General features: G+C 67.7%; 25 protein-coding genes and 1 tRNA gene. 14 read left to right on the forward strand and 12 right to left on the reverse strand.

Annotation, left to right across the window (positions count from 1 at the left end; translation table 11 throughout):
* Positions 1–2: 2 nt before the first annotated feature.
* From HALDL1_09165 to HALDL1_09185, 5 genes are read right to left on the reverse strand one after another with little or no spacing between them, the layout of a single operon-like run.
* On the reverse strand, positions 3–2015 hold the full coding sequence (locus HALDL1_09165; GenBank protein ID AHG03752.1) for a chemotaxis protein CheA: 2013 nt from the start codon (positions 2013–2015) through the stop codon (positions 3–5).
* A complete protein-coding gene (locus HALDL1_09170) occupies positions 2015–3055 on the reverse strand; it encodes a chemotaxis protein (GenBank protein AHG03753.1) in 1041 nt (346 codons plus the stop codon). Before HALDL1_09170 ends, HALDL1_09165 begins: the two co-directional genes overlap by 1 nt.
* The gene (locus HALDL1_09175; protein ID AHG03754.1) at positions 3052–3414 is read right to left on the reverse strand and encodes a chemotaxis protein CheY; all 363 of its coding nucleotides are present in this window, start codon (positions 3412–3414) and stop codon (positions 3052–3054) included. The genes HALDL1_09170 and HALDL1_09175 overlap by 4 nt, the downstream gene beginning before the upstream one ends.
* A 47-nt stretch (positions 3415–3461) precedes the next feature.
* Positions 3462–3995 carry a chemotaxis protein gene (locus tag HALDL1_09180; GenBank protein AHG03755.1) on the reverse strand — a complete coding sequence of 178 codons (534 nt, stop codon included), beginning with the start codon at positions 3993–3995 and terminating at the stop codon, positions 3462–3464.
* A gap of 44 nt (positions 3996–4039) precedes the next feature.
* Positions 4040–4678, reverse strand: coding sequence for a hypothetical protein (locus HALDL1_09185; protein ID AHG03756.1), 639 nt, complete (start codon positions 4676–4678; stop codon positions 4040–4042).
* A 289-nt stretch (positions 4679–4967) separates the two neighbouring features.
* On the opposite strand from HALDL1_09185, the gene HALDL1_09190 reads away from it, so the two are divergent.
* Positions 4968–5870, forward strand: a complete 903-nt coding sequence (locus HALDL1_09190; GenBank protein AHG03757.1) for a hypothetical protein — start codon at positions 4968–4970, stop codon at positions 5868–5870.
* Here HALDL1_09190 and HALDL1_09195 read toward each other — a convergent pair.
* On the reverse strand, positions 5857–8154 hold the full coding sequence (locus HALDL1_09195; GenBank protein ID AHG03758.1) for an ATP-dependent helicase: 2298 nt from the start codon (positions 8152–8154) through the stop codon (positions 5857–5859). The genes HALDL1_09190 and HALDL1_09195 overlap by 14 nt on opposite strands.
* Positions 8155–8232: 78 nt before the next feature.
* Here HALDL1_09195 and HALDL1_09200 point away from each other — a divergent pair, with 78 nt between their 5' ends.
* The 5 genes from HALDL1_09200 to HALDL1_09220 all read left to right on the forward strand — a co-directional run bounded on the left by HALDL1_09200 (position 8233) and on the right by HALDL1_09220 (position 11228).
* Entirely contained in the window at positions 8233–8667 is a 435-nt protein-coding gene (locus HALDL1_09200) for a hypothetical protein (protein AHG03759.1), read from the forward strand.
* A 90-nt stretch (positions 8668–8757) separates the two neighbouring features.
* Positions 8758–9384 carry a DNA polymerase gene (locus HALDL1_09205; GenBank protein AHG03760.1) on the forward strand — a complete coding sequence of 209 codons (627 nt, stop codon included), beginning with the start codon at positions 8758–8760 and terminating at the stop codon, positions 9382–9384.
* 8 nt (positions 9385–9392) lie between these two features.
* Positions 9393–9740, forward strand: coding sequence for a ferredoxin (locus HALDL1_09210; protein AHG03761.1), 348 nt, complete (start codon positions 9393–9395; stop codon positions 9738–9740).
* Positions 9741–9771: 31 nt separating this feature from the next.
* A complete protein-coding gene (locus tag HALDL1_09215; protein AHG03762.1) occupies positions 9772–10875 on the forward strand; it encodes an aminotransferase class I and II in 1104 nt (367 codons plus the stop codon).
* Positions 10876–10937: 62 nt separating this feature from the next.
* Entirely contained in the window at positions 10938–11228 is a 291-nt protein-coding gene (locus tag HALDL1_09220) for a photosystem reaction center subunit H (GenBank protein AHG03763.1), read from the forward strand.
* A 95-nt stretch (positions 11229–11323) separates the two neighbouring features.
* On the opposite strand, the gene HALDL1_09225 is transcribed toward HALDL1_09220, so the two are convergent.
* The 3 genes from HALDL1_09225 to HALDL1_09235 all read right to left on the reverse strand — a co-directional run bounded on the left by HALDL1_09225 (position 11324) and on the right by HALDL1_09235 (position 14202).
* The gene (locus tag HALDL1_09225; GenBank protein AHG03764.1) at positions 11324–11701 is read right to left on the reverse strand and encodes a phosphatase; all 378 of its coding nucleotides are present in this window, start codon (positions 11699–11701) and stop codon (positions 11324–11326) included.
* A 132-nt stretch (positions 11702–11833) separates the two neighbouring features.
* Positions 11834–13285 carry a DHH family phosphoesterase gene (locus tag HALDL1_09230; protein ID AHG03765.1) on the reverse strand — a complete coding sequence of 484 codons (1452 nt, stop codon included), beginning with the start codon at positions 13283–13285 and terminating at the stop codon, positions 11834–11836.
* A 74-nt stretch (positions 13286–13359) separates the two neighbouring features.
* Positions 13360–14202, reverse strand: a complete 843-nt coding sequence (locus HALDL1_09235) for a D-beta-hydroxybutyrate dehydrogenase (protein AHG03766.1) — start codon at positions 14200–14202, stop codon at positions 13360–13362.
* 99 nt (positions 14203–14301) lie between these two features.
* On the opposite strand from HALDL1_09235, the gene HALDL1_09240 reads away from it, so the two are divergent.
* A tRNA-Lys gene (locus HALDL1_09240) sits at positions 14302–14375 on the forward strand.
* A gap of 205 nt (positions 14376–14580) precedes the next feature.
* On the opposite strand, the gene HALDL1_09245 is transcribed toward HALDL1_09240, so the two are convergent.
* On the reverse strand, positions 14581–14922 hold the full coding sequence (locus HALDL1_09245; GenBank protein ID AHG05262.1) for a hypothetical protein: 342 nt from the start codon (positions 14920–14922) through the stop codon (positions 14581–14583).
* Between the two features lie 260 nt (positions 14923–15182).
* Between HALDL1_09245 and HALDL1_09250 the strand changes: the two genes are divergently transcribed.
* Positions 15183–15602, forward strand: coding sequence for a stress protein (locus HALDL1_09250; protein AHG03767.1), 420 nt, complete (start codon positions 15183–15185; stop codon positions 15600–15602).
* Positions 15603–15620: 18 nt separating this feature from the next.
* Here HALDL1_09250 and HALDL1_09255 read toward each other — a convergent pair whose 3' ends face one another.
* On the reverse strand, positions 15621–15797 hold the full coding sequence (locus tag HALDL1_09255; protein AHG03768.1) for a hypothetical protein: 177 nt from the start codon (positions 15795–15797) through the stop codon (positions 15621–15623).
* Between the two features lie 310 nt (positions 15798–16107).
* Here HALDL1_09255 and HALDL1_09260 point away from each other — a divergent pair, with 310 nt between their 5' ends.
* Together HALDL1_09260 and HALDL1_09265 are read left to right on the forward strand one after the other, a co-directional pair.
* Positions 16108–16497, forward strand: coding sequence for a hypothetical protein (locus HALDL1_09260; GenBank protein AHG03769.1), 390 nt, complete (start codon positions 16108–16110; stop codon positions 16495–16497).
* Between the two features lie 67 nt (positions 16498–16564).
* Positions 16565–17011, forward strand: coding sequence for a hypothetical protein (locus HALDL1_09265; GenBank protein ID AHG03770.1), 447 nt, complete (start codon positions 16565–16567; stop codon positions 17009–17011).
* Here the strand turns inward: HALDL1_09265 and HALDL1_09270 are convergent.
* On the reverse strand, positions 16954–17790 hold the full coding sequence (locus HALDL1_09270; protein AHG03771.1) for a succinylglutamate desuccinylase: 837 nt from the start codon (positions 17788–17790) through the stop codon (positions 16954–16956). The two genes, HALDL1_09265 and HALDL1_09270, sit on opposite strands and share 58 nt — an antisense overlap.
* 101 nt (positions 17791–17891) lie before the next feature.
* On the opposite strand from HALDL1_09270, the gene HALDL1_09275 reads away from it, so the two are divergent.
* The 4 genes from HALDL1_09275 to HALDL1_09290 all read left to right on the forward strand — a co-directional run bounded on the left by HALDL1_09275 (position 17892) and on the right by HALDL1_09290 (position 23250).
* Positions 17892–18374, forward strand: coding sequence for a hypothetical protein (locus HALDL1_09275; GenBank protein AHG03772.1), 483 nt, complete (start codon positions 17892–17894; stop codon positions 18372–18374).
* A gap of 114 nt (positions 18375–18488) precedes the next feature.
* Complete coding sequence (locus tag HALDL1_09280; protein ID AHG03773.1) at positions 18489–22037, forward strand: Patched family protein; 3549 nt, start codon at positions 18489–18491, stop codon at positions 22035–22037.
* A complete protein-coding gene (locus HALDL1_09285; GenBank protein AHG03774.1) occupies positions 22034–22789 on the forward strand; it encodes a TrmB family transcriptional regulator in 756 nt (251 codons plus the stop codon). Before HALDL1_09280 ends, HALDL1_09285 begins: the two co-directional genes overlap by 4 nt.
* Positions 22790–22821: 32 nt before the next feature.
* Positions 22822–23250, forward strand: a complete 429-nt coding sequence (locus HALDL1_09290) for an acetyltransferase (GenBank protein ID AHG03775.1) — start codon at positions 22822–22824, stop codon at positions 23248–23250.
* Positions 23251–23379 lie beyond the last annotated feature (129 nt).

The following is a 23379-nucleotide window of genomic DNA, read 5'->3' on the forward strand; positions in this document are numbered from 1 at the left end:
GTTCAGAGAGTCCCAACGTCCAGAATCGTCACCACGTCGCCCTCGCCCAGCACCGCTGCCCCGGAGAGCCCGGGGATTCCCGAGAGGATGCCCTCGAACGGCTTGACGACGACCTCCTCCTGGCCCCGCACGTCGTCGCAGTGGATGGCGACCTGCCGCTCGGTGTCTCGGATGCGAACGAGCATCCCGTCGCCGTTCCTCGTCTCGCCGGGTACCTCCAGCGCGGAGCCGAGTCGTACGAGGGGGTACACCGTCTCGTCGTAGGTGATGACCTCCTCGCCGTCGACGGACTTCACGGGCTTCATCCGCGAGATCTCGTCGACGGTCTTGATCGGGATGCCGTACTCCTCGCCGCCACTCTCCACGAACAGCACCTTCACGATGGCGACGGTCACGGGTAGCGTCATCGTGAACGTCGTCCCCTCGCCGGGGACACTGCTCACCGAGACGGAGCCGTCGAGACGCGTGACCGTGTCCCGGACGACGTCCATTCCGACCCCGCGGCCGGAGACGTCCGTGACCTCCTCGTTCGTGGAGAACCCGGGGTGGAAGACGAGGTCCTCGACCTCCTCGTCGGGCATCGCGTCGACCTCTTCGCGGGTTTTGATACCCTTCTCGACGGCCTTCTCGCGGACGCGGTCGCGGTCGATGCCGCCGCCGTCGTCTTTCACTTCGATGAGCACGCGGTCGCGGTCGCGTTCCGCCGACAGCGTGATGGTGCCTTCGGGGTCTTTTCCGTTCTCCTCGCGGACCGCGGGCGGCTCGATGCCGTGGTCGACGGCGTTGCGCAGCAGATGCATCAGTGGGTCGCTGATCTCCGTGAGGATGGTGCGGTCGAGTTCCACGTCGTCGCCCTCGACCACGAAGTCGATGTCCTTGTCCTGCTCTCGTGCGAGGTCGCGGACGAGTCGCGGGAACTTCCCGACGATCTTCTTCATCGGGACGAGGCGCATGTCCATCACGGTGTCCTGGAGGCTCGACGTGATCTTGTCGAGTTCGTCGAGTTCGTCCAGCACCGCGCGGTCGCTGTCCTCGACGCCGCGCCGGAGTTTGATGCGCGTCGTGACGAGCTGTTCGACGAGCCCGTGGAGTTCGTCGAGCTGGTCGACGTCCACGCGCACGGACTGAATCTCGGTGTCGGTCGACTGCACCGCCGACTCCTCGTCGGCGTCACTGGCGTCGGTCGCCGAATCGTCACTATCGTCAGCCACGTCAGTTGCTTCCTCGGTTGCGTTGTCACCCGTCGTATCGTCTCCGGTCGCGTCGTCCAGGTCGCTGGCTGCACCGAGGTCGCCGGTGAGTTCCGAGACGGTCGCGTCCGTCAGTTTCGGGAACGACTGGAGGGTCTCCGTCACGTCGGACATCTCCGTGGCGACGACGAGGTCGAAGCCACCCTCGAACTCGCCGTCGTTGATTGCGGCCGGTTCCGGGGACGCACCGAGGAGGTCGAACGCCTCGGTGGCGGCCTCCATGACGAACATGCCGTCGACACCCTTCATCTCGGAGTCGGACATGTCCACGTGGACGTGGAAGATGCCGCCGTCCACCTCCTCGAGCGTCTCCTCGTCGACGATGGAACCCAGGTCGAACTCCGTCCCGACAGTGTTCTCGGGGGCGTCGCCGGCTTCGGCTGCCGCCGCTGCCTCGTCGAGGACCGCGCGGACGGATTCGGCAGTTCCGGAGACGTCCCGCTGGACCTCGCCGTGGGCCTCGATGTCGTCGAGGCAGGCCTCGATGTCGTCGACGCCCTCGAACACCCGGTCCATGCGGTCGGAGGTGACTTCGAGGTCGCCCTGGCGCATCTCGTCGAGGAGGTCCTCGACGGCGTGAGCCAGGTCGCTGGCGCTCTCGAACCCCATCGCGCCGAAGTTGCCCTTCAGCGTGTGGGCGGTCCGGAAGATGGCGTCCATCGCCTCCTCGTTGCCGGGGTCGGACTCGAGTTCCAGCAACGCGTTGTTCAGGTTGGTCACGTGCTCTTCGCCCTCGCGAACGAATGCTTCGAGATAGTCGTCCATCAGGAGCTCCTCCGTATCGAATCCGCGATCGCTTCGGTCAGCCTGTCCGCCGGTCGCACCGCGTCCACGCAGCCAGTCTCGATGGCGCGCTGCGGGATGCCGAACACCGCGCTAGTCTCCTCGTCCTGTGCGAACGTGTGGCCGCCGGCCTCCTTGACCGCGCAGACGCCGTCGGCGCCGTCCGTCCCCATTCCGGTGAGCACCACCGCGACGAGCGGGTCGGTGACGCGCTCGGCGGCCGTCTCCATCGTCACGTCGATGGCCGGCCGGACGCTGTGCTGGCGCTCGCTCTGGTCGAGGCGGACGCGCAGGCGGCCGTTCGAGTAGCCCGACACCCGCATGTGGTAGTCACCGCGCGCGACCAGCCCCTCGCCGCCACTGATGCGAGTGCCATCCTCGGCCTCCCGGATGTCGTACTCGCTGGTGTCGTCGAGGCGGTTCGCGAACCGCGACGTGAACTGGGCGGGCATGTGCTGGACGACCAGCACGCGGAAGTCAGCCTCCCGCGGTAGCGAGCCGAGAATCGACTCGACCACGTTCGGGCCACCGGTCGACGCGCCGACGAGCAACGTCGGGTGGTCGACGTACTCGGTAGCACCCGCCGGATCGGCTGGCTCCGACTGTTCCACGTCGTGGCCGGCCGTCGGGTCGGCCGCCGCGACGCGCTCGACGGTGGCGACGAGTTCCTCGCTGTGGCCCGAGAGCTCCGTCGAGATGGTACCGCCGGGCTTGGCGAACGTGTCGACCGCGCCACGCTCCATCGCTTCGAGCGTCGCGTCGGCGTCCTCCGTGGTCAGCGCAGACAGCATCAGGATTGGTGTCGGCGCCCGCGACATGACGGCCTCGACGGCCTCAATGCCGTTCATCTTCGGCATCTCCACGTCCATCGTCACCACGTCGGGCTCCGTGGCCTCGACCTTCTTGACGGCCTGCTTGCCGTTCGCGGCCGTGTCCACGACGTCGATACCCCCGTCCTCCAGGATGTCGCTGATGACCGTCCGCATGAAGTGGGAGTCGTCGACCACCAGCGCTCGCGTCATGCCGTGAGCACGTCGGAGATGGCGTCCATCACGCTGGGTTTCTGGAACGGCTTGGTGATGTAGCCGTCGGCGCCGGCCTTGACGGCCTTCTTCATCTTCTCCTCCTGGCCGATGCTCGTGCACATGATGACGTGGGCGCCGCCGTCGAACTGCTTGATCTCGGCGGTCGCCTCGATGCCGTCACGGATGGGCATCACGATGTCCATCATCACGAGGTCGGGGTCGTACTCCTTGTACATCTCCACCGCTTCGACCCCGTTCTCGGCCTCGTCCGCGATCTCGAACTCCTCCTCGAGAATCTCGCGGAGTAGGTTCCGCATAAACTCCGAGTCGTCCACAAGTAGGACCTGCTTCGCCATGATTCCACCTTTGGGAGAAGGGTCTAATAAAGCCTCGTCACCGATTATCAGCGCTGATTGTCCTCGTTCTCGTCGTCCGACACCACGGCGATGAGCCGGTCGATGTCGAGCCACAGCACGAGCTCCACCTCGCCCGCCTCCTCGTCCTCCTCGTCCTCGACGACGCCCTTCCGGATGACGCCCTTCACGAGTTCCGCCTCGACCGCGGAGGTGCCGATGCGGGCCACCCGCTCACCGGTGTCGATCTGGGCCTCGGCGTAGCCCGAGACCTCGGTCACTTCGGCGACGCGGAGTCCGATCTTCTGCTTGTCGTCGGCCCGGTCGAGAACGAGGATGTTGTCCGAGGCGAGGTCGCCCTCGATGGCGAGGAACTCCCGCGGGTCGACGATAGCCGTCGTCTCCCCCCGGAGGTCCATCACGCCCTCGACGGCGTCGGGGGCACGCGGTACGCGGGTCACCTGCTTGGACTCCACGATGCTGTCCACCGCGTCGATGTCGATGGCGCAGACCTCGTTGCCCAGGCGGAACTCCACGACGTGGGCGTCGTTCGCGACCACACGGTCGGCCTCCTCGAGGTTCATCATACCCGGACCACGAGAGACCACGACCAAAACTGTTTCGCGGCCTATCGGCGCGGGAACTCGATCCCACCCTCCTCCGAGACAGCGGAGACAAGGTCTCCAATGGTGTCTCCCGGGCCGAGGCCCTGCTCTTGGAGGTACGCGACGAGCCGCGAGGTCGGGTACCGGACGTTCACGCTGGACTCCGAGAGGAGGATACCGAGCGCCTCGTCGACGGACGTGTCGCCGGCGATCTGCCGGGCGTACCAGACGAGCAGGCCGTCGAACGCGGATCCGATATCGTCCGTTGCCAGCTGCTGGTGGGTGACGTCGTTGCCGGACTTCGCCGAGACGTGGTAGGCGTAGGTGCTGTCGTGGTCCGACAGCTCCTCCCCGAGCCACCGCTTGACGTCGCCGCCGGAAATCTGGTCGACCGGGTCGACGTCGGCCGGTTCCGGTTCTGTTTCGGGTTCCGGTTCGGCGCCAGAGTCGGGTTCGGGTTGCTCGTCGAGAGCCGACTCTGCCTGCTCGGCCGTCGTGTCGACGGCTCCCGCAGCGTCGGTGTTGGTCGGCGGGCCGTCGGCCCCGATGACGTAGCGCCCCTCGTCGAGTTTCGCCACGTCCTCCTGGGCCTCGATGTCGAGTTCCTCGGGGGTGAGCACGTCCCCCTCGGTGTCCTGTTGGCCGTCGCCACCTGAGACCATGCGCTCCGTTGACCGCGACGGCTCTAAAGTCTATCGTGGGTCGCGGCCGTTGCGTCGCCGCGCAGCGTTCGAGCGGCGGCCCCGGTTGGCGCCGGATACTCGCGGTAGGTTGTCGATAGTTATTGGGGCGTCCCCTGACAGTTTGCCCATCGTGACAGCGCAGCAGCGGACGGACGCTGGCGGCCGGGTGCCCCAGTTTCGGAGCGAGCACGGGACAGCTACGCCACCGCGTCTCACGCCTGGAGACGGGGTACAGGCCGTTTATCACACCACCCGTTCACACTGACACATGGTCTGGTACGCGGTCAGCGCCCTCGACGACGCCCTCTCGGAGACGCAGACCCTCCTGCTCCCGTTCGACCTTGAGACGTGGGTCCGTCTCGCCGTCATCACCGTCTTCGCGGGGTTGTCGGCGCCCCAGACGCCGACGTTCTCCTGGGAGGTGCCGCCCCAGGCGGCCGTCGAGACGACCACAGAACTGGCGCCAGCGGACCTCCCCGCCATCGTCCTCGGTGTCGTGCTCGCCGCCGTCACGCTCGCCCTCCTGTTCGCGCTCGTCGGTGCGGTGATGGAGTTCGTGCTCGTTGACGCGGTGCGGTCCCAGTCACCCCGCATCGTCGCCCCGTTCCGCCGGCGCCTCGGTGCGGGCCTGCGTCTGTTCGGCTTCCGACTCGTCGCGATGCTCGCCGTGTTCGTCGCCGCGCTCGGCGTCGTCGTCCCCGTCGGGCTCGCGGTCGTCGCCGGAAGCCCCGTCTGGCTACTGGCGCTGCTCGTGACCGTCCCGGTGCTCGTCGCGGCCGCCCTCGTCGCCGCCCTCATCCTCGAGTTCACGACGGCGTTCGTGGTGCCGCTGATGGCGGACGACGGCGTCGGCGTGATGGCGGGCTGGCGGCGCCTCTGGCCCGAGGTTCGCACGGACTGGGAGCAGTTCGCCGTCTACGCGCTCGTGAAGGTCGTGCTGCTCGTCGGCGCGGGATTCCTGCTCGGCCTCGCGGGCGCCATCGTCGCCATCCCGGCCGGTCTCGTCGTACTCTCGGGCGCGCTCACGGGTCTCGCGCTGGTCGCCGTCGCCGTCACCCTCGTCGTCGCGCTGGTCGTCATCAGCGCGGTGAGCGTGCCGCTCGTGACGTTCCTGCGCTACCACTCGTTGTGCACGCTCGACGCCTCCGAAGTGCCGTTCACGCTCCGGTGAGCGCGGCGAGCAGCGTGACGGCGAGTCCCTTGTCGAGCGGGTCGTTGGCGTTTCCGCACTGGGGAGACTGGACGCACGCCGGACAGCCGTCCTCGCAGTCACACGAGCGGAGCATCGACAGCGTCCGCTCTGCGAGTTCCGCGACGCTGTCGAAGCCGGCGCGCGTCAGCCCCACGCCGCCCGGGTAGCCGTCGTAGACGAAGATGGTCGGGCGGCCGGTCCAGGGATGGAGCGGCGTCGAGAGGCCGCCGATGTCCCCGCGGTCGCAGAGCAGTTCGGTCGGGAACATCGATATCATCGCGTGCTCGGCGGCGTGGATGGCGCCCGGGAGGTCGCCACCGGCACGTAGCTCCGCCTCGACGTCTCGTGGCACGGTGAAGTAGAGCGCTCGCGTGTCGAGTGTCTGCTCCGGGAGGTTCAGGGAGAGGGTGTCGATGGTCTCGCCGCGCTTCGGGTCGCGGCGCTCGTAGCCCGTGACAGCCGTCGTTAGCGTGATGTCCGCGAACCGCACCGGCACGTCGTGGGCGAACGGGTAGCGCTCCTCGCGGTCCGCCTCGACCTCGATGGTCTTCTCGGTCAGGACGCGCGTGTAGTGGTCGGCCCACGTCGGCTGGAGGCGGGCGACGCAGCGCTCGAGGTCGAGGTCCGACACCTCGTAGCGCTGGCCCTGGTGGTGGTAGATGGCGCCCGGGTGTGCGTCACGTATCGCGTCCGAGAACTGGAGTGTCGCGAGCGTGTCGTTCGAGCCGTCGAGCAGTCGGACCTCCCGGTCGTCGATGGTCCGCAGGCTCATCTCGTGCTGGGGGCTCCCGTCGCCGGAATACGTCCATCGCGTGCCGTACTCCGTGCTGCGTCGCTCCAGTTCGCCCTCGTCTTCGAGGACTTCCACGCGCTCCTCGAAACGCGGGAAGTACTGGTCGTCGTCGGGTTTCAGCCAGTTCTCGCGGGCCGCCGACCGCAGGTGGTCGTCGAGGATGTGCTCGTTAGCGGGGTCGACGACTGCCCGCTCCGGCGCTCCGTCGAACAGTTCCTCGGGGTGGGCCATCACGTACTGGTCTAGCTGGTCCTCGCCCGCGACGAGCACGACAGCGGCGTCGTCCGTGCCGCGACCCGCCCGCCCCGCGCGCTGGAACGTGTTCATCTTCGTCCCCGGGTAGCCGTCGAGGAGGACGGCGTCGAGGCCGCCGACGTCGACGCCGAGTTCGAGTGCGTTCGTGCTCCAGACGCCGCGCAGGTCGCCGTCGTGGAGCCGCGATTCGAGGTCGCGTCGCCGGTCGTCCGTGAGTGACCCCTGGTACGCCGCGATGGCGTCCGCGAGTTCGCTGTGCCCGCGCTCTCCGAGGTCGTCGGCCGTCGCGGCGGCGTTGCGCTCTGCGCCCTGCCGGGAGCGCGTGAACGCGAGGGTCTGGTGGCCACGGGTCACGAGGTCCGCCATGAGGTGGCGCGTCTCGACGTGCGAGGAGCGACGCCGGCCCTCGCCGCCGTCTTGTTCCGGTGGGTTCCAGAGTAGCCAGTGGGTCCGCCCCGTCTCGCTTGTATCCTCGTCGACGAGCGCGAACCCCGACTCCGGCTTGCCCGTCACGCGGGCGGCGTGTTCGACAGGGTTGCCGATGGTCGCCGAGCAGCAGACGAACTGCGGCGATGCGTCGAACCGCTCGCAGACGCGCCGGAGTCGCCGCATGACGAGCGAGACGTGGCCGCCGAAGACGCCGCGGTACTCGTGGACCTCGTCGAGGACGACAGTCTCGAGTCCGGAGAAGAACCACTCCCAGAGCCGGTGGCCGTGCGGGAGCAGCGCGTAGTGGAGCATGTCCGGGTTCGTCAGGAGGACGGTGGGCATGCGGTCGCGCACCGCCTCCTTCTCGGACTTCGACAGCCGCCCGGTGTAGGTGTCGACTTGCACGCGACTGCCGAAGCCGAGGTCCGCCGCGAGCGACGAGAGCGTCTCCCGCTGGTCGGCGACGAGCGCGTTCTGGGGTCCGATATAGAGAGTGCGGCCCCCGTGGTCCATCGCGCGCTCGAACGCCGGAACGGTGTACGCGAGGCTCTTCCCGCTGGCCGTCGGGGTCGCCACGACCACGTCGCCGCCGCCTCGCACGGCCCCGATGGCCTCGGCCTGGTGGTCGTAGAGTTGGTCGATGCCGCGGTCCGCGAGCGCCGACGCCAGCCGCGGTTCGAGTTTGACGTCCTCGGTCCGGGCTTCGCGCCCGGGGAGCGTCCGCTCGTGGGTCAGTTGACCGCTGTAGTGGTGGCGGTTGCGGAGCCAGTCGGCGAGGTCGTCCACGGGCCTACGTGGGGGTTCGGCGCTCTAACGGCTTCCGGTGGCCGACAATTTTTGGGCGACGCGAGCCTATTGTCTAACGTGACCGACCCGGAGTACGACGGGGTGCTGATCTACGACGGCGACTGCCCGTTCTGCTCGGCGGCGTCGTCGGCTCTTCGCCGCGCGGACAACGTGGGTGCCGTAGCGCACGGCGACGACGCGGCGACGGCGTTCCTCGATGCTCAGTTCGACGACGCGCCGTTCGCGCTGGTGTTCGCCGACCGCCAGACCGAATGCGTGTACGTCGGCCGTGACGCGGCCCGCGAACTCTGCGACCGGGCCGGGGTGCCGGTCCTCGTCCAGGACGTCGTCGGAGAGAACTACGAGACTGTCGCGGACGCCGTGCGGACGGTGGTCGGCGCGGACCGCAATCCCGACCCGTTCCACGGCACGTACGAGTTCTCGGCCGGCGCGGCGGAGACGTACGGGCCACTAGAGTCGGCTGCTGGAAGTATGCCACTCCGCATGGAGTAGTTCACCCCGCCGGAAACGGATTTCCAGCGCTGTGAAGCAGAGTTACACTGCGGTAAACACTAAGTGTGGAGTGCCCGAACATACTGTCGTATGTCCGACGACAAAAAACACGCCAGCGGAAGCGTCAAGCCCGGAGACACCTCGCGACGCGTCGGCGTCGAGGCCGTCCGCGAGCGCGGCGGCGACCCCGAGGAGATCCGCGAGAAACTCGTCGACGCCATCGGCGCGGAGTTCACGACGTACTACTACTACACGAACCTCAGGTGTTTCCTCGCCGGCGAGGAGGACCTCAAGGAGATCACGGAAGACGCCCGGCTTGAAGACCGGGCGCACTTCGAACTCGTGATGCCCCGGGTGTTCGAACTCGGCGGCCAGCTCCCGACGGACATCCGGGAGTTCGCGGACCGCGCGTCGTGTCCCGACGCCCACCTGCCCGAGGACCCGACCCCGACGAACATCCTCGAGACGCTGCTGGAGGCCGAGCGGTGCGCCATCCGCACGTGGGGTGAGGTCTGTGACATGACCCGCGACTGCGACCCGCGAACCTACGACATGGCCCAGCGCATCTACAACGAGGAGGTCGACCACGAGGCGTGGTTCATCGAGTTGCTCAGCCGCGAGCGCGACGGTGAGACGAACCCTGCGGGCCACTTCGTCCGCGGCGAACCCGGTGACGCCCCCTACTCCACGAACAACCGCTTCAACGACTCCGCGTGAGTCACTCCGTGGAACTCGTCGTTCCGGAGGACTGCGAGATTCCCCAGGCCGGCGAGACCGTCGACGTCGAGGTGCCGGAGGGCGAGTACGTGCTTTGGGCCGCCCGCGAGGCCGGCGTCTGGCTGCCCGCGGACTGCCAGCAGGGGTGGTGCTGTCGCTGCGCTGGCGAACTGCTCTCCGGGGAACTCGACCAGACGGACGCCCGGCGCTACTTCGAGACGGACCGCGACGCCGCGCTCCACCTGCTGTGCACCGCGGTCCCCCAGTCCGACTGCCGGATTCGGGTCTGCCAGTACGAGGAGATGCTCGACGAACGCGCCAAACAGGAACTGCCGCCTGGCAACTCGAAGCGGTAACTACTAGCCGGCGGCTGCCGGAACTGTGGACATGTTCCCGCGGCTCGCGTACCTCGAGTGGATAACCGGACGGCCGGAAGTCGCGCTCTACGACCTCGCCACCAGCGACATGCGCGGCGACCGGGACCACGAACCCGACATCGTCCCCGAGCCACTGGAAGGGCTAGTCGACCCGCCGACCGGCGCCACGCTCGAGACGCAAATTGCCGGCGAGTACGGGGTCCACCCCGAGCAGGTGCTCGTCACGGCGGGCGCCTCCGTCGCCAACTTCGTCGCGACTGCCGCCGCACTCTACCCCGACGCCGACGCGACGGACCCGGAGGCCGCCGAGCCCACCGCGCTCGTCGAGAAACCTACCTACGAGCCGCTCCTGAAGACGCCGCAGGCGGTCGGCGGCGACGTCAACCGGTTCATCCGCGAGGAGAAGTCCCGCCTGGTTCCGGACCGCGTGGCGAAGGCGATGACCGACGACACCCGCCTCGTCACGGTGACGAACCGCCACAACCCGAGCGGACGACTCGCCGGCCGTGAGACGCTCGCAGAGATGGCTGCCGTCGCCGACGACAACGACGCCCGCCTGCTCGTCGACGAGGTGTACGCCCCCTACGTCGCGGAGCCAGTCGACGGGCCGTTCGGCGGCCCGACCGCCGCTGGCCTCGACGGCGCAGTCGTCACGAACTCGCTGACAAAGTTCCACGGCCTCTCGGACCTGCGGATCGGCTGGCTCGTCGCCGACCGGCCGTTCGTCGAGCGCGCCCGCTCGGTCGCCTACCACGTTCCCGGCGTCTCCGGCCCCGGGCGAGCCCTCGGGAAGCGCGCCTTCCACAACACCGACGAACTCGACGCGCGGTCCCGGGAGCTCGTCGCCACGAACGCCGACCTGCTCGCCTCGTTCGTCGAGAACCGCGAAGACGTCGAGGGTGTCCTCGCGCCCGGTAGCACGTTCGCGTTCCTCGACCCCGTGAACGTCGACGGCGACGAACTCACAGAGACTGCCTGGGAGGAGGGCGTGCTCGTCGTGCCTGGCCGCTTCTTCGGCGACGAAGAGCGCATCCGCGTGAGCCTCGGGCGGTCCCCGGACCACGTCGCGGCGGGCCTCGACGCACTCGCCGACGTTCTCGACAGCTTCCGATAGCCTCCGTTTCAGACGGGGCCGTGCCTTCAACACTTATGGTCCCCCGCTCCATTCACAGCCACATGGACTCCGAAGCAGACGAAATCACTTCGCTCGTCGGCCGCGAGGTGTACTCGAACAACGGCGTCTTCGTGGGCGAAGTCGAGGACGTCCGCCTGAACCTCGATTCAGAGATGGTGAACGGTCTCGCGCTCAGCGAACTCAACAAGCAGCTCTTCTCGGCGGCCGAGACGGGCAAGAAGGGCGTCATCGTCCCCTATCGCTGGGTGCGCGCCGTCGGCGACGTCGTGCTCATCAACGAAGTCGTCGAGCGCTACGAGAGTCCCGAGACAGAAGAAGAAGTCGCAGTCTAGCGTTCTTCGAGCAGTTCTCTCACGCGTCTCTGCAACAGTTCGTCCTTCGCGACAGCTGGCCGCAATTGGGTCGACCAGTTCTTTGGGAGCGCTCGCTACGCCCTGGCAGCGAGGTAGACGACACCGAGTTCGTGGAGCGCCGGGTGGGGAACCGCGTGTAGTCGGGCGTTCTGCACCTCGTGGAGCGCGTCGACGAACGTCCAGTCCTCCTCGGCGGCGAGGGCCAGGGCGACGAGCGTGGCGCTCCGGGAGATGCCCGCCTCGCAGTGGACCAGCGTCGACCCGTCCCGCCGGTAGAGCAGGTGCGCCGCGTCGGCGACCGCTTCGAACGTGCGCCAGTCGTTGTCGGCCCCATCGCTCAGTGGGTGGTGGTGCGTCGTGAGTGGCTGTTCGTCTCCGGTCACCGAGAGCACGTGGTCGAACTGTCGCTCGTGACGCTCGGGGTCGGCCGCGTGGACGTTCCCAATGAACAACTCGCGGTCTCCGACGCGACGGACGACGGCGCTGTCTGCCGTGTAACCGAACGGTCGAACGAAACAGGTAGCGGGGGCCGAGTCGTGGCTCGTCGACCGTCCGACCGAGCCGTCCAGCGCGGTCCGAGTGGCCTAGCTGCCGTTACTCCCGCTCTCGGACTCGACGCCCATCGCGTCGAAGAGCTTCCGGGTGACGGCCTCCTCGGTCAGCGAGAGCAGCGTGTTCCGGTTGTCCTCGGTCGTCTCGATGCCCGTGAAGATGCCGAGCGGAATCTCGGCGGACGCCTGCGTCGAGTGACCGGCGGCCTCGCCGATGTCGACGAACGCGTCGGCGAGCACGCGGCCGATGTTCAGCCGGATGTCCTTCGAGCGCGCCGCGAGGTAGATGGTGTCGTCGACGATGCCGAATACCGCCGTCGTGGTGATGCCCTCCAGATTGAGGAGCTGCGAGGCGGCTTGCGCGAGGGCGTCGCGGTCTCGGATGAACCCGGCGTTGGAGACCAGGTGACTCCCCTGGACCTCGCGGCTGGTGATGGCCTCCGCGAGCACGTCCAGCGTCTCGGGGCTCATGTTCGGCGACTCCACCTGTTCGAGGGTGTCGTGGTCGGCGAACGGGTAGAGGTACGCCGCCGCGGTGAGGTCCGCTGGCGTGGTGTCGCGGCGGAAGTCCAATGTCTCCGCGCGGATGCCGTAGAGCAGCGCCGTGGCGACCTCCTGGCTCACGGAGAGGTCGAACTCCTGGATGTACTTCGTGAGGATGGTCGACGTCGCGGAGACGTTCGGGCGCACGTCCGCGAACTCCGAGTCGAACGGTTCGTCGACCTCGTAGTGGTCGATGAAGATGTCGACGTCGTGGTCGATGCTCACCTCGCCTGCCTTCGCGGGGTCGATGAGCGCGACCGTCTCGTAGCTCGAAATGTCGACGTCGTCGTACGGCGTCAGTTCGATGTCGAGGAGGTTCACGAACGCGCGGTTCTCCTGGTGGCCGATGTCCCCGAAGTAGAGGATGTCTGCGTCGACCCCGAGGTGGGTGGCGATGGCCTGCAGGGCGGCGGCCGCGGCGATGGAGTCGGGGTCGGGGTTGTCGTGCGTGACGATGGCAAGTCGACCCCCGGTCCGTTCGATGACCTCCGCTAGCTGGCGGGCCTTGTACTCCAATTCGCCGGACTCGAGGGCGCGAAGCGCGGCGTCGGCGATGACCGACGACGGGTTGATGACGACGTCGGCCCCGAGTTCCGTCAGTTCGTCGCTCGTCACGGGGTCGCTGGCGCGCACGACGACGAACTGGTCCTCGTTGCGCCCGCGGATGTTCGCGACAGCTGCCTCGTTGGCGTCGACGTCCGAGGCCATGATGAGCACGACGTCGCGGTCGGCGACCAGTCCGGCCACCTCCTCGTCCCGGATGTCCGCGACCTGCGCGTTCAGGTCCTGGTCGCGGAGCGCCTCCACGCGGGAGTCGTCTCGGTCCACGATGAGAACGTCCTTCCCCCGCTCTACCAACTCCTCGGCGACGGCGTGGCCGACGCTCCCGCAGCCGAGAATGGCGTACGTGGACATCGAGGAGATGGTTGCCCGGCTACTCATGATGTACCCGGATAGCGGTGGCCCTCACTTAACGTTCCCGACCTGTTCCCGTTCGTGGTGCTCGCTTGCGGTGCTCAGTCGTAGGTCAGCGTCATGCCGTCGTCGAAGCGCAGGTCGCCGCCGTTGAGGTGGTCGCCGAGTTTCGAGAACCCGAGGACGAAGAGGTTCGCGACGTCCACCGGTTCCATCATCTCCGTCGCGCGGGACTGGCCCAGCATCACGTCCTCGACGACCTCCCGCTCGGTGATGCCTCGCTCCGCGGCGGTGTCCGGAATCTGGTCGACGACCAGCGGCGTCTTCACGTACCCCGTCGACACAGAGAACGACCGCACGTCGCCCTCGCCCTCTGCGGCGATGGACTGCGTGAGCCCCCGAATGCCGAACTTCGCGACGTTGTACGCGACCTTGTCCGCGGTGACGTAGTGGCCGTGGACCGACGCCATGTTGCCGATAGCGCCGCCCCCCGCGTCGCGAATGTGGGGGAGCGCGTGCTTCGCGATGAGCGTCGGCGCGCGCACCATCACCGCCTGCATCGTGTCGTAGACGTCCATCGGGAACTCCTCGAGCGGTGCGACGTGCTGGAGGCCGGCGACGTTCGCGACGAACCGGAGGTCGCCTAGTTCCGCTGCCGCATCGACGGCCGCCACGACCGCCTCGTCGTCCGTCAGGTCGGCCTCGACCGGGTGGATCTCGCCCGGCGCGTCCATCTCGTCGGCGGTCGCAGTGGTCTCCGAGAGGCCCTCGGCGTCCACGTCCAGCGCTGCGACGGTGAGTCCGTTGACCGCGAGTGCGACCGCGGTCGCCCGTCCGATACCGGACGCCGCACCGGTCACGAGCGCCACGGTCTCCGCGCCGAAGCGCTCGTCGTCGACGACGTGGATGTCCTCGCGTTCGAGCGTCGGTGACTCGACTGACATGACGGACGTGTTCCGCCCGTGCGAACTTAAAGCCGTACCGTGGTCGGCGTACCGAATCAGAACGTATTTTAGTAGCACCCTGCAAGAATTGACTGCGCTGGGCCGGTAGCTCAGTTCGGCAGAGCGACGGACTCTTAATCCGTCGGTCGCGTGTTCAAATCGCGCCCGGCCCGCTTTTCCACGGACCTGTGACAGAGAGCGACCAGCGTGTCGCTATCTCGCAGTCCCTCCCTATAGCGGGCAGCGATCTGAAGTACGGAACGAGCGACTGTCAGGAGCGAAGTTCCGGCGATTCAAATCGCGCCGGGCCCGCTCTTCATTCACCGACGTCAGAGAGTCACTTCATGTCCAGCGACTGCGCTCGGCGGCCGGATGTCTTCACCCGAGTGCGATGAGAGAGGCGTCGGTAGCCGACGTCTCGACGCCCGTGGTGACGCTAGCCCCAATTGCGGCGAGTATACCGAGTCCGACCAGGAGACAGAGGACGAGCCAGTAGAGCGGATAGCCACGTTCCACGGTGAGGTACAGTCCGACGCCGACGAACCCCGGCACGAGCCCCGAGAGGAACAGAACGACGATGCCGACGCCCCACGTGAAGTGGTAGTCGCCGGTGGCGTGGTCCGCCTGGAGGCCGCGAACCACGAAGTAGGCGAGTGTGAGGAACGCCGCGAGGGCGCCCAGAAGGAAGACGCTACTCGGTAACTCGATAGCTGGGGCCATAGTGGCGAATCACGAACACGTCACAAATAGTTCGGGTGCTTGGCCTTGGCGCTCACCAGTCGGCTCCCAGTTCGCGCCGACAGCGGCCTCCTTCAGGTCGTCTTCGATGATAACTGGCCTGGCGTCGACCTGCCGACCGTGGGGGCGGCCGTCGAGGATGACTTCCACCGCGGGCTGTCGAGTTCGACGGCGCAGCGGCGTTCGCCCGGCCGTTGGGAACGTACCGTAGATTTATCCCGTGGACGGGCGTTTCACCGCGTATGTATCGCGTACTGGTGCCGGTGGACGAGGACGTGGACCGGGCGGTTTCACAGGCGGGCTACGTGACGGACCTGCCAGCAGCGGCGGAGAACGTGGAAGCGGTCCTGCTGTTCGTGTTCACGGGTGACGACGGGGACCTGCCTTCGGAGATGCAGCAGTTCAAGACCGCCGACCGCATCCAGTCGGTGCGCCGCGCCCGGGACCACCTCCAGGACCACGGCGTCGAGACCATCGTCCGCGACGACTCCGGGGACACCACTGACGACATCATCCAGGAGGCCGAGGAGTACGACGTGGACGCCATCGTTCTCGGCGGCCGGAAGCGCTCGCCCGCGGGGAAGGCTATCTTCGGGAGCGTCACGCAGTCGGTCATCCTGAACACCGACCGCCCGGTCGTCGTCACCGGGAAGAACAGCTGAGGCGCTAGCGACCCCCGTTCAGGTGTCGATGCGGCAGCAGGCTCCTTCGGCTGCGTTCGACTCCTCTATCCACGTCCCGAGGCAGCCGTAGTTACAGAACGCGCCCTCCTGCTCCCGACTGCCACCTCGTTCGCGCTCGACGTAGACTGCGTCGTACGGCGCGAGGTCCTGCCCGCAGTACGTACATTCTGTCATACAGGTACGCTACGGCCGCCGGTCAGAAGTAGTCGTCCACCGCGACGAGTACGTCCCAATTACGAGTTGGTCCACTCACGCCGTTCGAAACGCGCGAGTACCGACAGTGTGGCGCATCCGCTACCGCATTCGGCAATGCGAACCCAGGGAGAGCGGAGTGAAAGTGTAACGGGACGTCTGAGTCGGCTTTTCCTGCCACTTGCGCGCTCTTCTGGGCGTTTTCGGCACATGGGGCGTTCGGAGTCGAACGCTTCACTTTCACTCCTTGCGAACCGGCAGGCCTTATTGGCGCGCTGGCTAATCGGTTCGCATGAGCGCGTTCGCGGACCTGCCCAAGAGCTGGCAGGTGTGGAACGAAGACGAGGCCGGGAGCGCGATTCTCGTCTACCGGCCCGACGTCTTCGACAGCCAGCAGTTCCCCGCCCCCTGCCTCCCGACCATCCGGGTCAGCCAGCGCCCGCCGACCGAACGCAGGCGCCGCGCGGGGTCGACCCACGAGGGGTGGTGGGTCTGGCTCACGCTCGAACCGGAGGTCCGCGTGCAGTCGGTGGATGCCGACTTCGACACGCGCCCTGCTGCAGTCGCGGGCGCCGTCGAACTGGCCGAGCGCTTCGACGCGGGTGACGTCGATTTCCGCGACGCCTACCAGATTCCCCGTGAGGACTACCTCGACGAACTCGACGACCTCACCGGCGACTGACGCCGCAGCAACGACGGGCAGGTCAGCTGTCGGGGAACTTAACCACGCTCGCCCCGAACCCCCGACCATGTCTATCACGCTCCTCGGCGCGCGGCTCGCCGAGCCGGGCTCGGAGTTCGTCTACCGGGGGGAGTCCACCGCCTGCGAGGGCTGTCCCTACCGCCAGCAGTGTCTCAACCTCGAGGAGGGCGTCCGCTACGAGGTAACTGAACGTCGCGAAGGCGGCCAGGTGCTCGACTGCGCGGTCCACGACGAGGGCGTCGTCGCGGTGGACGTCGAACCAGCGTCGGTGACGGCGAACGTCCCGTCGAAGGGCGCCTACGCCGGCAGCAAGGGGAAGCTAGCGGGCCCGTGTCCGCACACAGAGTGTCCGAGTCACGAGTTCTGCGAACCTGCGGGTGCGGAGTTCGAGGCCGAGTACCAGATATCGGAGATTCTCGGCGACCCGCCCCACGACTACTGCGCGCTCGACCGGGAGTTGACGCTCGTGGAGTTCGCGCCCTCCGAGGACTGACCGAGCACGCCAGTGCGCTGGCCGCGGTAGCCGAAGAGGTCGCTGTAGCCGTACGGTGAGACCAGTACCGGCCAGAACGGCTCGTCGGCGACGAACTCCTCGCCGTCGGCGGCGGCGAACCGCTCGCCGGCGTCGACGCGCTCGAAGTTCTGGACGAACACCCGATAGTCGTCGGCGATGGGCTTCGGAATCGGCTCCCCCATCTCGTAGAGCGGGAGTTCGTGGGCGACCGTGTCACCGGGAAGGGCGCCGGCAGCTGTCAGGAACTCTCGGACGAGGCGGTAGGCGTTCTCGTCGGCCGTCTCGGAGCCCTGGAGGCCCGCTTCCACTTCGATGATGTCGGCGTCCGCCGCGAACAGTCGTCCGTTCTCGAGGTCCGTCGCGTCGACTAGAGCGTTCACCGAGAGGTGGGGAACGATGGCCTCGATGGTGCTGTTGAGTCCAGACGTGATGGCGAACGGCTCGGCGTAGGACTGCGTGGAGTGAATCGAGAGCACCGTACAGCCCTCGATTTCGTTGTCGAGCTGCTGAGCTAGCTGGCGCTCGTAGGCGTCCGCCGGGACGCTGTCCGTGAACGCGCGATTGAGGTCCGCGTCGATGTACCGGACGCCGGCCTCGAGCGCGCGCTCGCTGGCGACGATGAGTTTCACCGGCCGCAGCACCTCCGGGTCGTCCTCGATGAGTCGCTCGATTGCACGGACGCCGCACGTCTCGTCGCCGTGGATGCCGCCGACGATCGCTAGCTCCGGAGTCCCTTCACCGAGCTGTTCGACACGCATATAGCCACATTAGCCGTTCCGTAGTGAAAGGGGTTGGTGTTACGGCACGGTGGAGCGACGGGAGCCGAGAGGATTACGTGGCCCGGGCCGGAATTACCGACATGGACGACCACACCCGCGACCCGAGCGTCGCACCGCCGCTGGGCGACCCGACGGGGTGGCGGTCCGCCGAGCGGGTGTGGGAGCACGCGACCCTCCGCCGGGCCTGCGAACACGGGGTTCGGCTCTACAACGCCGGGGAGTTCCACGAGTCCCACGACTGCTTCGAGGACGAGTGGTACAACTACGGCAGCGGCACGACCGAGAGCGCGTTCCTCCACGGGATGGTCCAGGTGGCCGCCGGCGCGTACAAGCACTTCGACTTCGAGAACGACGACGGGATGCGCTCGCTGTTCGACACCGCGCTCCAGTATCTCGACGGCGTCCCCGCGGACTTCTACGGCGTGGGCGTCGCGGACGTGCGGGCGACCCTGCGGGCGGCACTGAAGGACCCGTCGGTCCTCGAGGAGTGGCAGATAACCATCGACGACGCGGAGCCGACGGCCTACCCGGCGGACTACGAGTACGCCGAACGGCTGGAGTGAGCCGGGGCGATTCCGGGTCCTTTCGGTGCGCTTATGTAAGGCGTAGCTGTCAGTACGACTCGAAAACCACACTGTCAGTATGATTCTACCAACAGCAATTCCGGGGTGTCGGCGGTGAGCCGCGTCGACGACCTCGTCGCACTCGTCACGGGGCACAGCAAGGCCGCAATCGCCATCATGCTGGTGTTGACCGTCGCCATCGGCGCCGGCGCGCCGATGGTCGACCAGTCGTCGTCGCTCGACCAGTTCCAGTCCGAGAGCGACGCCTCCGAGAAGCTCGAGTACATCGAGGAGAACTTCCAGACGAACAGCGAGAACTCGACGACAGCGCAGATTATCGTGCGCGGCGACAACGTGCTCTCGAAGGACGCGCTCGTGAACACGCTGGAGTACGAGCGCGCCCTCTACCAGAACGAGACCATCGCGCCGACGCTCGCCGACGAGAACGCCATCACCGGCGTCGCCAACATCGTCGCGCTCGCGGCGATACAGACCGAGCAGGGCCGCGAGGTCCAGCGCATCGCCACAGAGTTGCAGGAACGCCAGTCGGCCCTCGAGGAGCGCTCGACCGCGCTCAACGACACCACCGACCTGCTCCAGGCAGAGCTCACCTTCCTCCGGCAGAATCCGGGCGCGAGCGTCTCGTCGTCCTTCGAGTCGGTGCGCGCGAACAGCTCCGTCGAACTGAACCAGACGGACGCCGCCATCTTCGAACGCGCGGCCGAGTCGCTCCGGAACGCGACCTCCGAAACCGAGGCCCAGGAAGCCTACCGTCTCGGGACGCGGGGCGTGCTCGCGGACGACTACCGCGAGCTACAGAGCCAGGCGGGTGAACTGGAGTCCCTCGCAACCGACCTCGAGACCGAGCGCGCGGAGCAACAGGCAGCACGGAACGCGAGCCTCGATGAGCAGATCGCGCAGCTCCAGTCGATGAACGAGTCGGAGGTCGACGCCTTCGTTGGCACCGTGCTCGGGGAGGGACAGAACGGGAACGGAGGCTTCTCCGTCTTCGCGCTGATGCCGTCGAGCTACGAGCCGGGGTCGACGAACGCCGAGGCGACCATGCTCGTCGTCCGGCAGAGCGCCCAGGGGGCCGCCCCGACCGGGCAGGTGACCGACGAGGCCATCATCGACGCCCAGTTCGCGATGCAGACGCTCGGTGAGGCCAGCGGACAGGACTACCTCATCTTCGGTGCGGGCATCATCTCCGAGGAGATCAACACCTCGATGACCGACAGCCTGCTCATCGTCGGGCCGCTGGCGGTCGTGTTCGTGCTGCTCGCGCTCACAATCGCCTACCGCGACGTCCTCGACATCCTGCTGGGTCTGTTCGGCATCGCCGCCGTCCTGACGTGGACGTTCGGGTTCATGGGATGGACCGACATCGCGTTCAACCAGATATTTATCGCGGTGCCCGTTCTCCTCATCGGCCTCTCCATCGACTACGCGATACACATCTTCATGCGCCACCGCGAGGAGCGCCAGAACGGCAACGGCGAGGGCGTCCGCGGTTCGATGCGGGTCGCGCTCAGCGGTGTTGGCGTCGCGCTCGTCTGGGTGACCGCCACCACGGTCATCGGCTTCCTCTCGAATCTGACGAGCCCCGTGCCGCCCATCCAGGAGTTCGGCGTCGTCTCCTCGTGGGGGATCGTCGCGGCGCTGCTCGTCTTCGGCGTGCTGATTCCCGCGCTGAAGGTGGAGATAGACGGCTTCCTCGAGTCCCGCGGCTGGGACCGCCAGAAGCGCGCGTTCGGTACCGGCGGCGGCCGCTTCAGCAGCGCGCTGGCGGTCGGGTCGACGGCCGCGCGGAAGGCGCCCGTGGTCGTGATCGTCCTGACGTTGCTCGTGACCGCCGGTGGCGCGTACGGCGCGACGCAGGTGGACACCTCCTTCAACCAGGAGGACTTCCTCGCCGAGGAGCCCGCGGACTGGATGAAGGACCTCCCCGAGCCGTTCGCGCCGGGCGAGTACACCGCCAAGCAGAACCTCCGCTACGTCAACGAGCGGTTCGTCCGCGAGGACTCACAGGCACAGATACTGCTCGAGAACGACGTGACGGGGGACACCGCCCTGGAGCGGGTGCAAGCTGCCCGCGACGCCGCAGCCGAGAAGGACGTCACCCAGACGCTCTCGAACGGCCAGCCGGCGATACAGGGCCCGCTGTCCACGATGCGGGCGGTCGCGGCCCAGAACGAGTCGTTCGCTGAGACGTTCGAGGCGGCGGACACTGACGGCGACGGCGTCCCCGACCAGAACGTCGCCGGGGTGTACGACGCGCTGTTCGACGCGGCCCCGGACCAGGCGAACACCTACATCTACCAGAACGAGGACGGGGAGTACGAGGCAATGCGCCTCGTCGTCTCCGTGCAGGGCGGCGCGTCCGGCGAGGACATCACCACGCAGATGCGCGACGTCGCGGACGTCGCGTCCGGCGACGGCATCGAGGCGACCGCGACCGGGAGCGCCATCCTGAACAAGATCGTCCAGGACCAGCTGCTCGAGACAGTCGTCCAGAGCCTGCTCATCACGCTCGTCGCGGTGTTCGCCTTCTTGATGGTGATCTACCGCATCACCGACGGGAGCGCGACCCTCGGCGCGGTGACGCTGCTCCCCGTCGTGTTGAGCGTGGCCTGGATTCTCGGCACGATGTACCTCGCGGGCATCCCGTTCAACGTGCTCACGGGGATGATCACGAGTCTCACCGTCGGACTGGGTGTGGCCTACAGCATCCACCTCAGCGAGCGGTACACCCAGGAACTCGAGCGCAGCGGCTCCGTCTGGGAGGCGATGCGCACCGCGGTCACCGGCACGGGCGGCGCGCTCCTCGGGAGCGCGGCGACCACCGTCGGCGGCTTCGGCGTGCTCGCGTTCGCCATCCTGCCACCGCTCCAGCAGTTCGGCATCATCACCGGGCTGACCATCATCTACGCGTTCCTCGCGGCCGTGCTCGTCCTGCCGACGCTGCTCGTCATCTGGACGAAGTACTTCGGCCCCGACTGGGCGAACACGGACTTCGAGGAGGGCGGCGGTAACGCGGGCACCGACTCGGACGACACCGACGACGACAGTCCGTCCGGTGACGTTCCAGCGGCCGGCGGTTCGGCCGAGATGGTCCCCAACGGTGGCGCAGTTGCGGCGTCATCGGCGGCAGTCACGGCCCCAGACCCGGCGAGCGAGGCGACTCGCGAACTCGACCGCGACGTCGTCCAGCCCGGCGGAACCGTGCAGGTGACGGTCCGCGTCCCCGACCGCGATGGTCGGGTAGCGCTCTCGGAGTCCGTCCGCGGCGGCGCAGTGACGAGGGTCGACCCCGACGGTGACCCCGTCGAGGCAGTCGCCGGCGGCGACGGCGTCCACGTCGCGTGGCCGGTCGCCGACGGGGCAGCGGCGACCTACGACGTGACCGTCCCCGATACGGCGCCCGACGGCTCCGAGGTGACGTTCGTCGGCCACGTGCTCTCGGGGGGTGAGGAGCGCGACGTCGCTGGTGAAGCGAGTGTGACCGTCGTCGCGGACATCTTCGAACGCGTCTTCGCCCAGGCTGGCGTCACCAACGCCGACCTCGGGGCCGCCAGCGCAGCGTTTCGCGACGGCGACCTCACGCCCGACGAGTACGACCGCGTCGTCCGGGAGTGGGTGCGCGAGCGCCCGGGGGCCGAATGAACGACGACGACGCCATCGGCGCCCTCAAGCGCCTCGGTCTCACGACCTACGAGGCCCGCGTCTTCGTCGCGCTCCAGAAACTCGGCACTGGGTCGGCCAGCGAGGTAGCGGACATCGCCGACGTGCCCCGCTCGCAGGTGTACGGCGCCGCCGAGGACCTGGAAGGGCGCGGACTCGTCGACGTCGAGCAGTCCAACCCCACGCGGTACCGGCCCGTCGATGTCGAGGAGGCACGCGAACGGCTCTACCGACAGCTCCGTTCGGAGAGCGACGCTGCCTTCGACTACCTGGAGTCCGTCCGCGAGGAGTACGGCACCGACGAGGAGGAGAGCGAGTCGATCTGGACCGTGCGGGGCCGGTCGAACATCGTCTCACGGGCCGCACAGCTCATCGGGTCGGCGAGCGCCCACGTGGTCTACGGCACAGACACCACGGCGGAACTCGAACCGGCAGTGCGGGAAGCGCTGGGTGCGGCCGCCGACGCAGGCGTCGAGGTGACCGTCGTCAGCGAGTCCGGGGACGTCCTCGACGTGGCCCGGACGCTCGGTGCGCGTACCGTCTCCGTTGCCGACCAGCCGACCCCGGAGATGGGCGCGGAGCGCGTCGTGATGGCTGACAGGGACGCCGTGCTCATCAGCGTCGAGAGCGACGACGGGACGGAGACCGCCTTCTGGAGCCGCGACACGGCGTTCGCGGGGATGCTCTCCTCGCTGCTCGGGGAGTTCGTCGCCGACGTCGCCGGCGAGCAGTAGGGGTTTTCCGGTTCGGCCACGCAGTCGCCTGTATGCCGGTCGTTCGCGCAGACACCGACGCCCGCTACGACGATGCGATCAGCGTCAGGTACGAGGTGTTCGTCGAGGAACAGGGCGTCCCAGAGGGTCTGGAGGTCGACGAGCACGAAGCGGAGTCGCTGCACTTCGTCGCCTACGACGCCGAGGAGACGCCGGTGGGTGCCGCTCGCCTCCGCGAGTACGAACCCGGGGTCGGCAAGGTCGAACGAGTCGCCGTCCTCGAATCACGCCGCGGCGAGGGGCGGGGCGACGCACTGATGGACGCGCTCGAGGACGCCGCTCGCGAGCGCTACGACGAACTATACCTCCACGCGCAGCTTCCCGCAGCGGGGTTCTACGACCGCAGGAGCTACGAGCGCGAGGGCGAGCGATTCGAGGAGGCGGGCATCCCCCACGTCGCGATGCGCAAGCGCTTCGAGTAAGGAGGGCCGAGAGCGGCCGAGATACTGACACCGAGGGGAGTGGCCTGAGCCGGCGGACCACTCCAGACGACTCCACTCCCCGGACCCAGTTAACTGTATTCTGAACGATACTTCAGTAAGCGAACAGAG

Source organism: Halobacterium sp. DL1, from assembly GCA_000230955.3.
GTDB lineage: Archaea > Halobacteriota > Halobacteria > Halobacteriales > Halobacteriaceae > Halobacterium.

Coding starts and splice junctions, on each gene's coding strand:
- HALDL1_09165 (AHG03752.1), bottom strand. CDS start 2,015: ATGGACGACTATCTCGAAGCATTCGTTCGCGAGGGCGAAGAGCACGTG.
- HALDL1_09170 (AHG03753.1), bottom strand. CDS start 3,055: ATGACGCGAGCGCTGGTGGTCGACGACTCCCACTTCATGCGGACGGTC.
- HALDL1_09175 (AHG03754.1), bottom strand. CDS start 3,414: ATGGCGAAGCAGGTCCTACTTGTGGACGACTCGGAGTTTATGCGGAAC.
- HALDL1_09180 (AHG03755.1), bottom strand. CDS start 3,995: ATGAACCTCGAGGAGGCCGACCGTGTGGTCGCGAACGACGCCCACGTC.
- HALDL1_09185 (AHG03756.1), bottom strand. CDS start 4,678: ATGGTCTCAGGTGGCGACGGCCAACAGGACACCGAGGGGGACGTGCTC.
- HALDL1_09190 (AHG03757.1), top strand. CDS start 4,968: ATGGTCTGGTACGCGGTCAGCGCCCTCGACGACGCCCTCTCGGAGACG.
- HALDL1_09205 (AHG03760.1), top strand. CDS start 8,758: ATGTCCGACGACAAAAAACACGCCAGCGGAAGCGTCAAGCCCGGAGAC.
- HALDL1_09215 (AHG03762.1), top strand. CDS start 9,772: ATGTTCCCGCGGCTCGCGTACCTCGAGTGGATAACCGGACGGCCGGAA.
- HALDL1_09220 (AHG03763.1), top strand. CDS start 10,938: ATGGACTCCGAAGCAGACGAAATCACTTCGCTCGTCGGCCGCGAGGTG.
- HALDL1_09230 (AHG03765.1), bottom strand. CDS start 13,285: ATGAGTAGCCGGGCAACCATCTCCTCGATGTCCACGTACGCCATTCTC.
- HALDL1_09235 (AHG03766.1), bottom strand. CDS start 14,202: ATGTCAGTCGAGTCACCGACGCTCGAACGCGAGGACATCCACGTCGTC.
- HALDL1_09245 (AHG05262.1), bottom strand. CDS start 14,922: ATGGCCCCAGCTATCGAGTTACCGAGTAGCGTCTTCCTTCTGGGCGCC.
- HALDL1_09250 (AHG03767.1), top strand. CDS start 15,183: ATGTATCGCGTACTGGTGCCGGTGGACGAGGACGTGGACCGGGCGGTT.
- HALDL1_09255 (AHG03768.1), bottom strand. CDS start 15,797: ATGACAGAATGTACGTACTGCGGGCAGGACCTCGCGCCGTACGACGCA.
- HALDL1_09260 (AHG03769.1), top strand. CDS start 16,108: ATGAGCGCGTTCGCGGACCTGCCCAAGAGCTGGCAGGTGTGGAACGAA.
- HALDL1_09265 (AHG03770.1), top strand. CDS start 16,565: ATGTCTATCACGCTCCTCGGCGCGCGGCTCGCCGAGCCGGGCTCGGAG.
- HALDL1_09270 (AHG03771.1), bottom strand. CDS start 17,790: ATGCGTGTCGAACAGCTCGGTGAAGGGACTCCGGAGCTAGCGATCGTC.
- HALDL1_09275 (AHG03772.1), top strand. CDS start 17,892: ATGGACGACCACACCCGCGACCCGAGCGTCGCACCGCCGCTGGGCGAC.
- HALDL1_09285 (AHG03774.1), top strand. CDS start 22,034: ATGAACGACGACGACGCCATCGGCGCCCTCAAGCGCCTCGGTCTCACG.
- HALDL1_09290 (AHG03775.1), top strand. CDS start 22,822: ATGCCGGTCGTTCGCGCAGACACCGACGCCCGCTACGACGATGCGATC.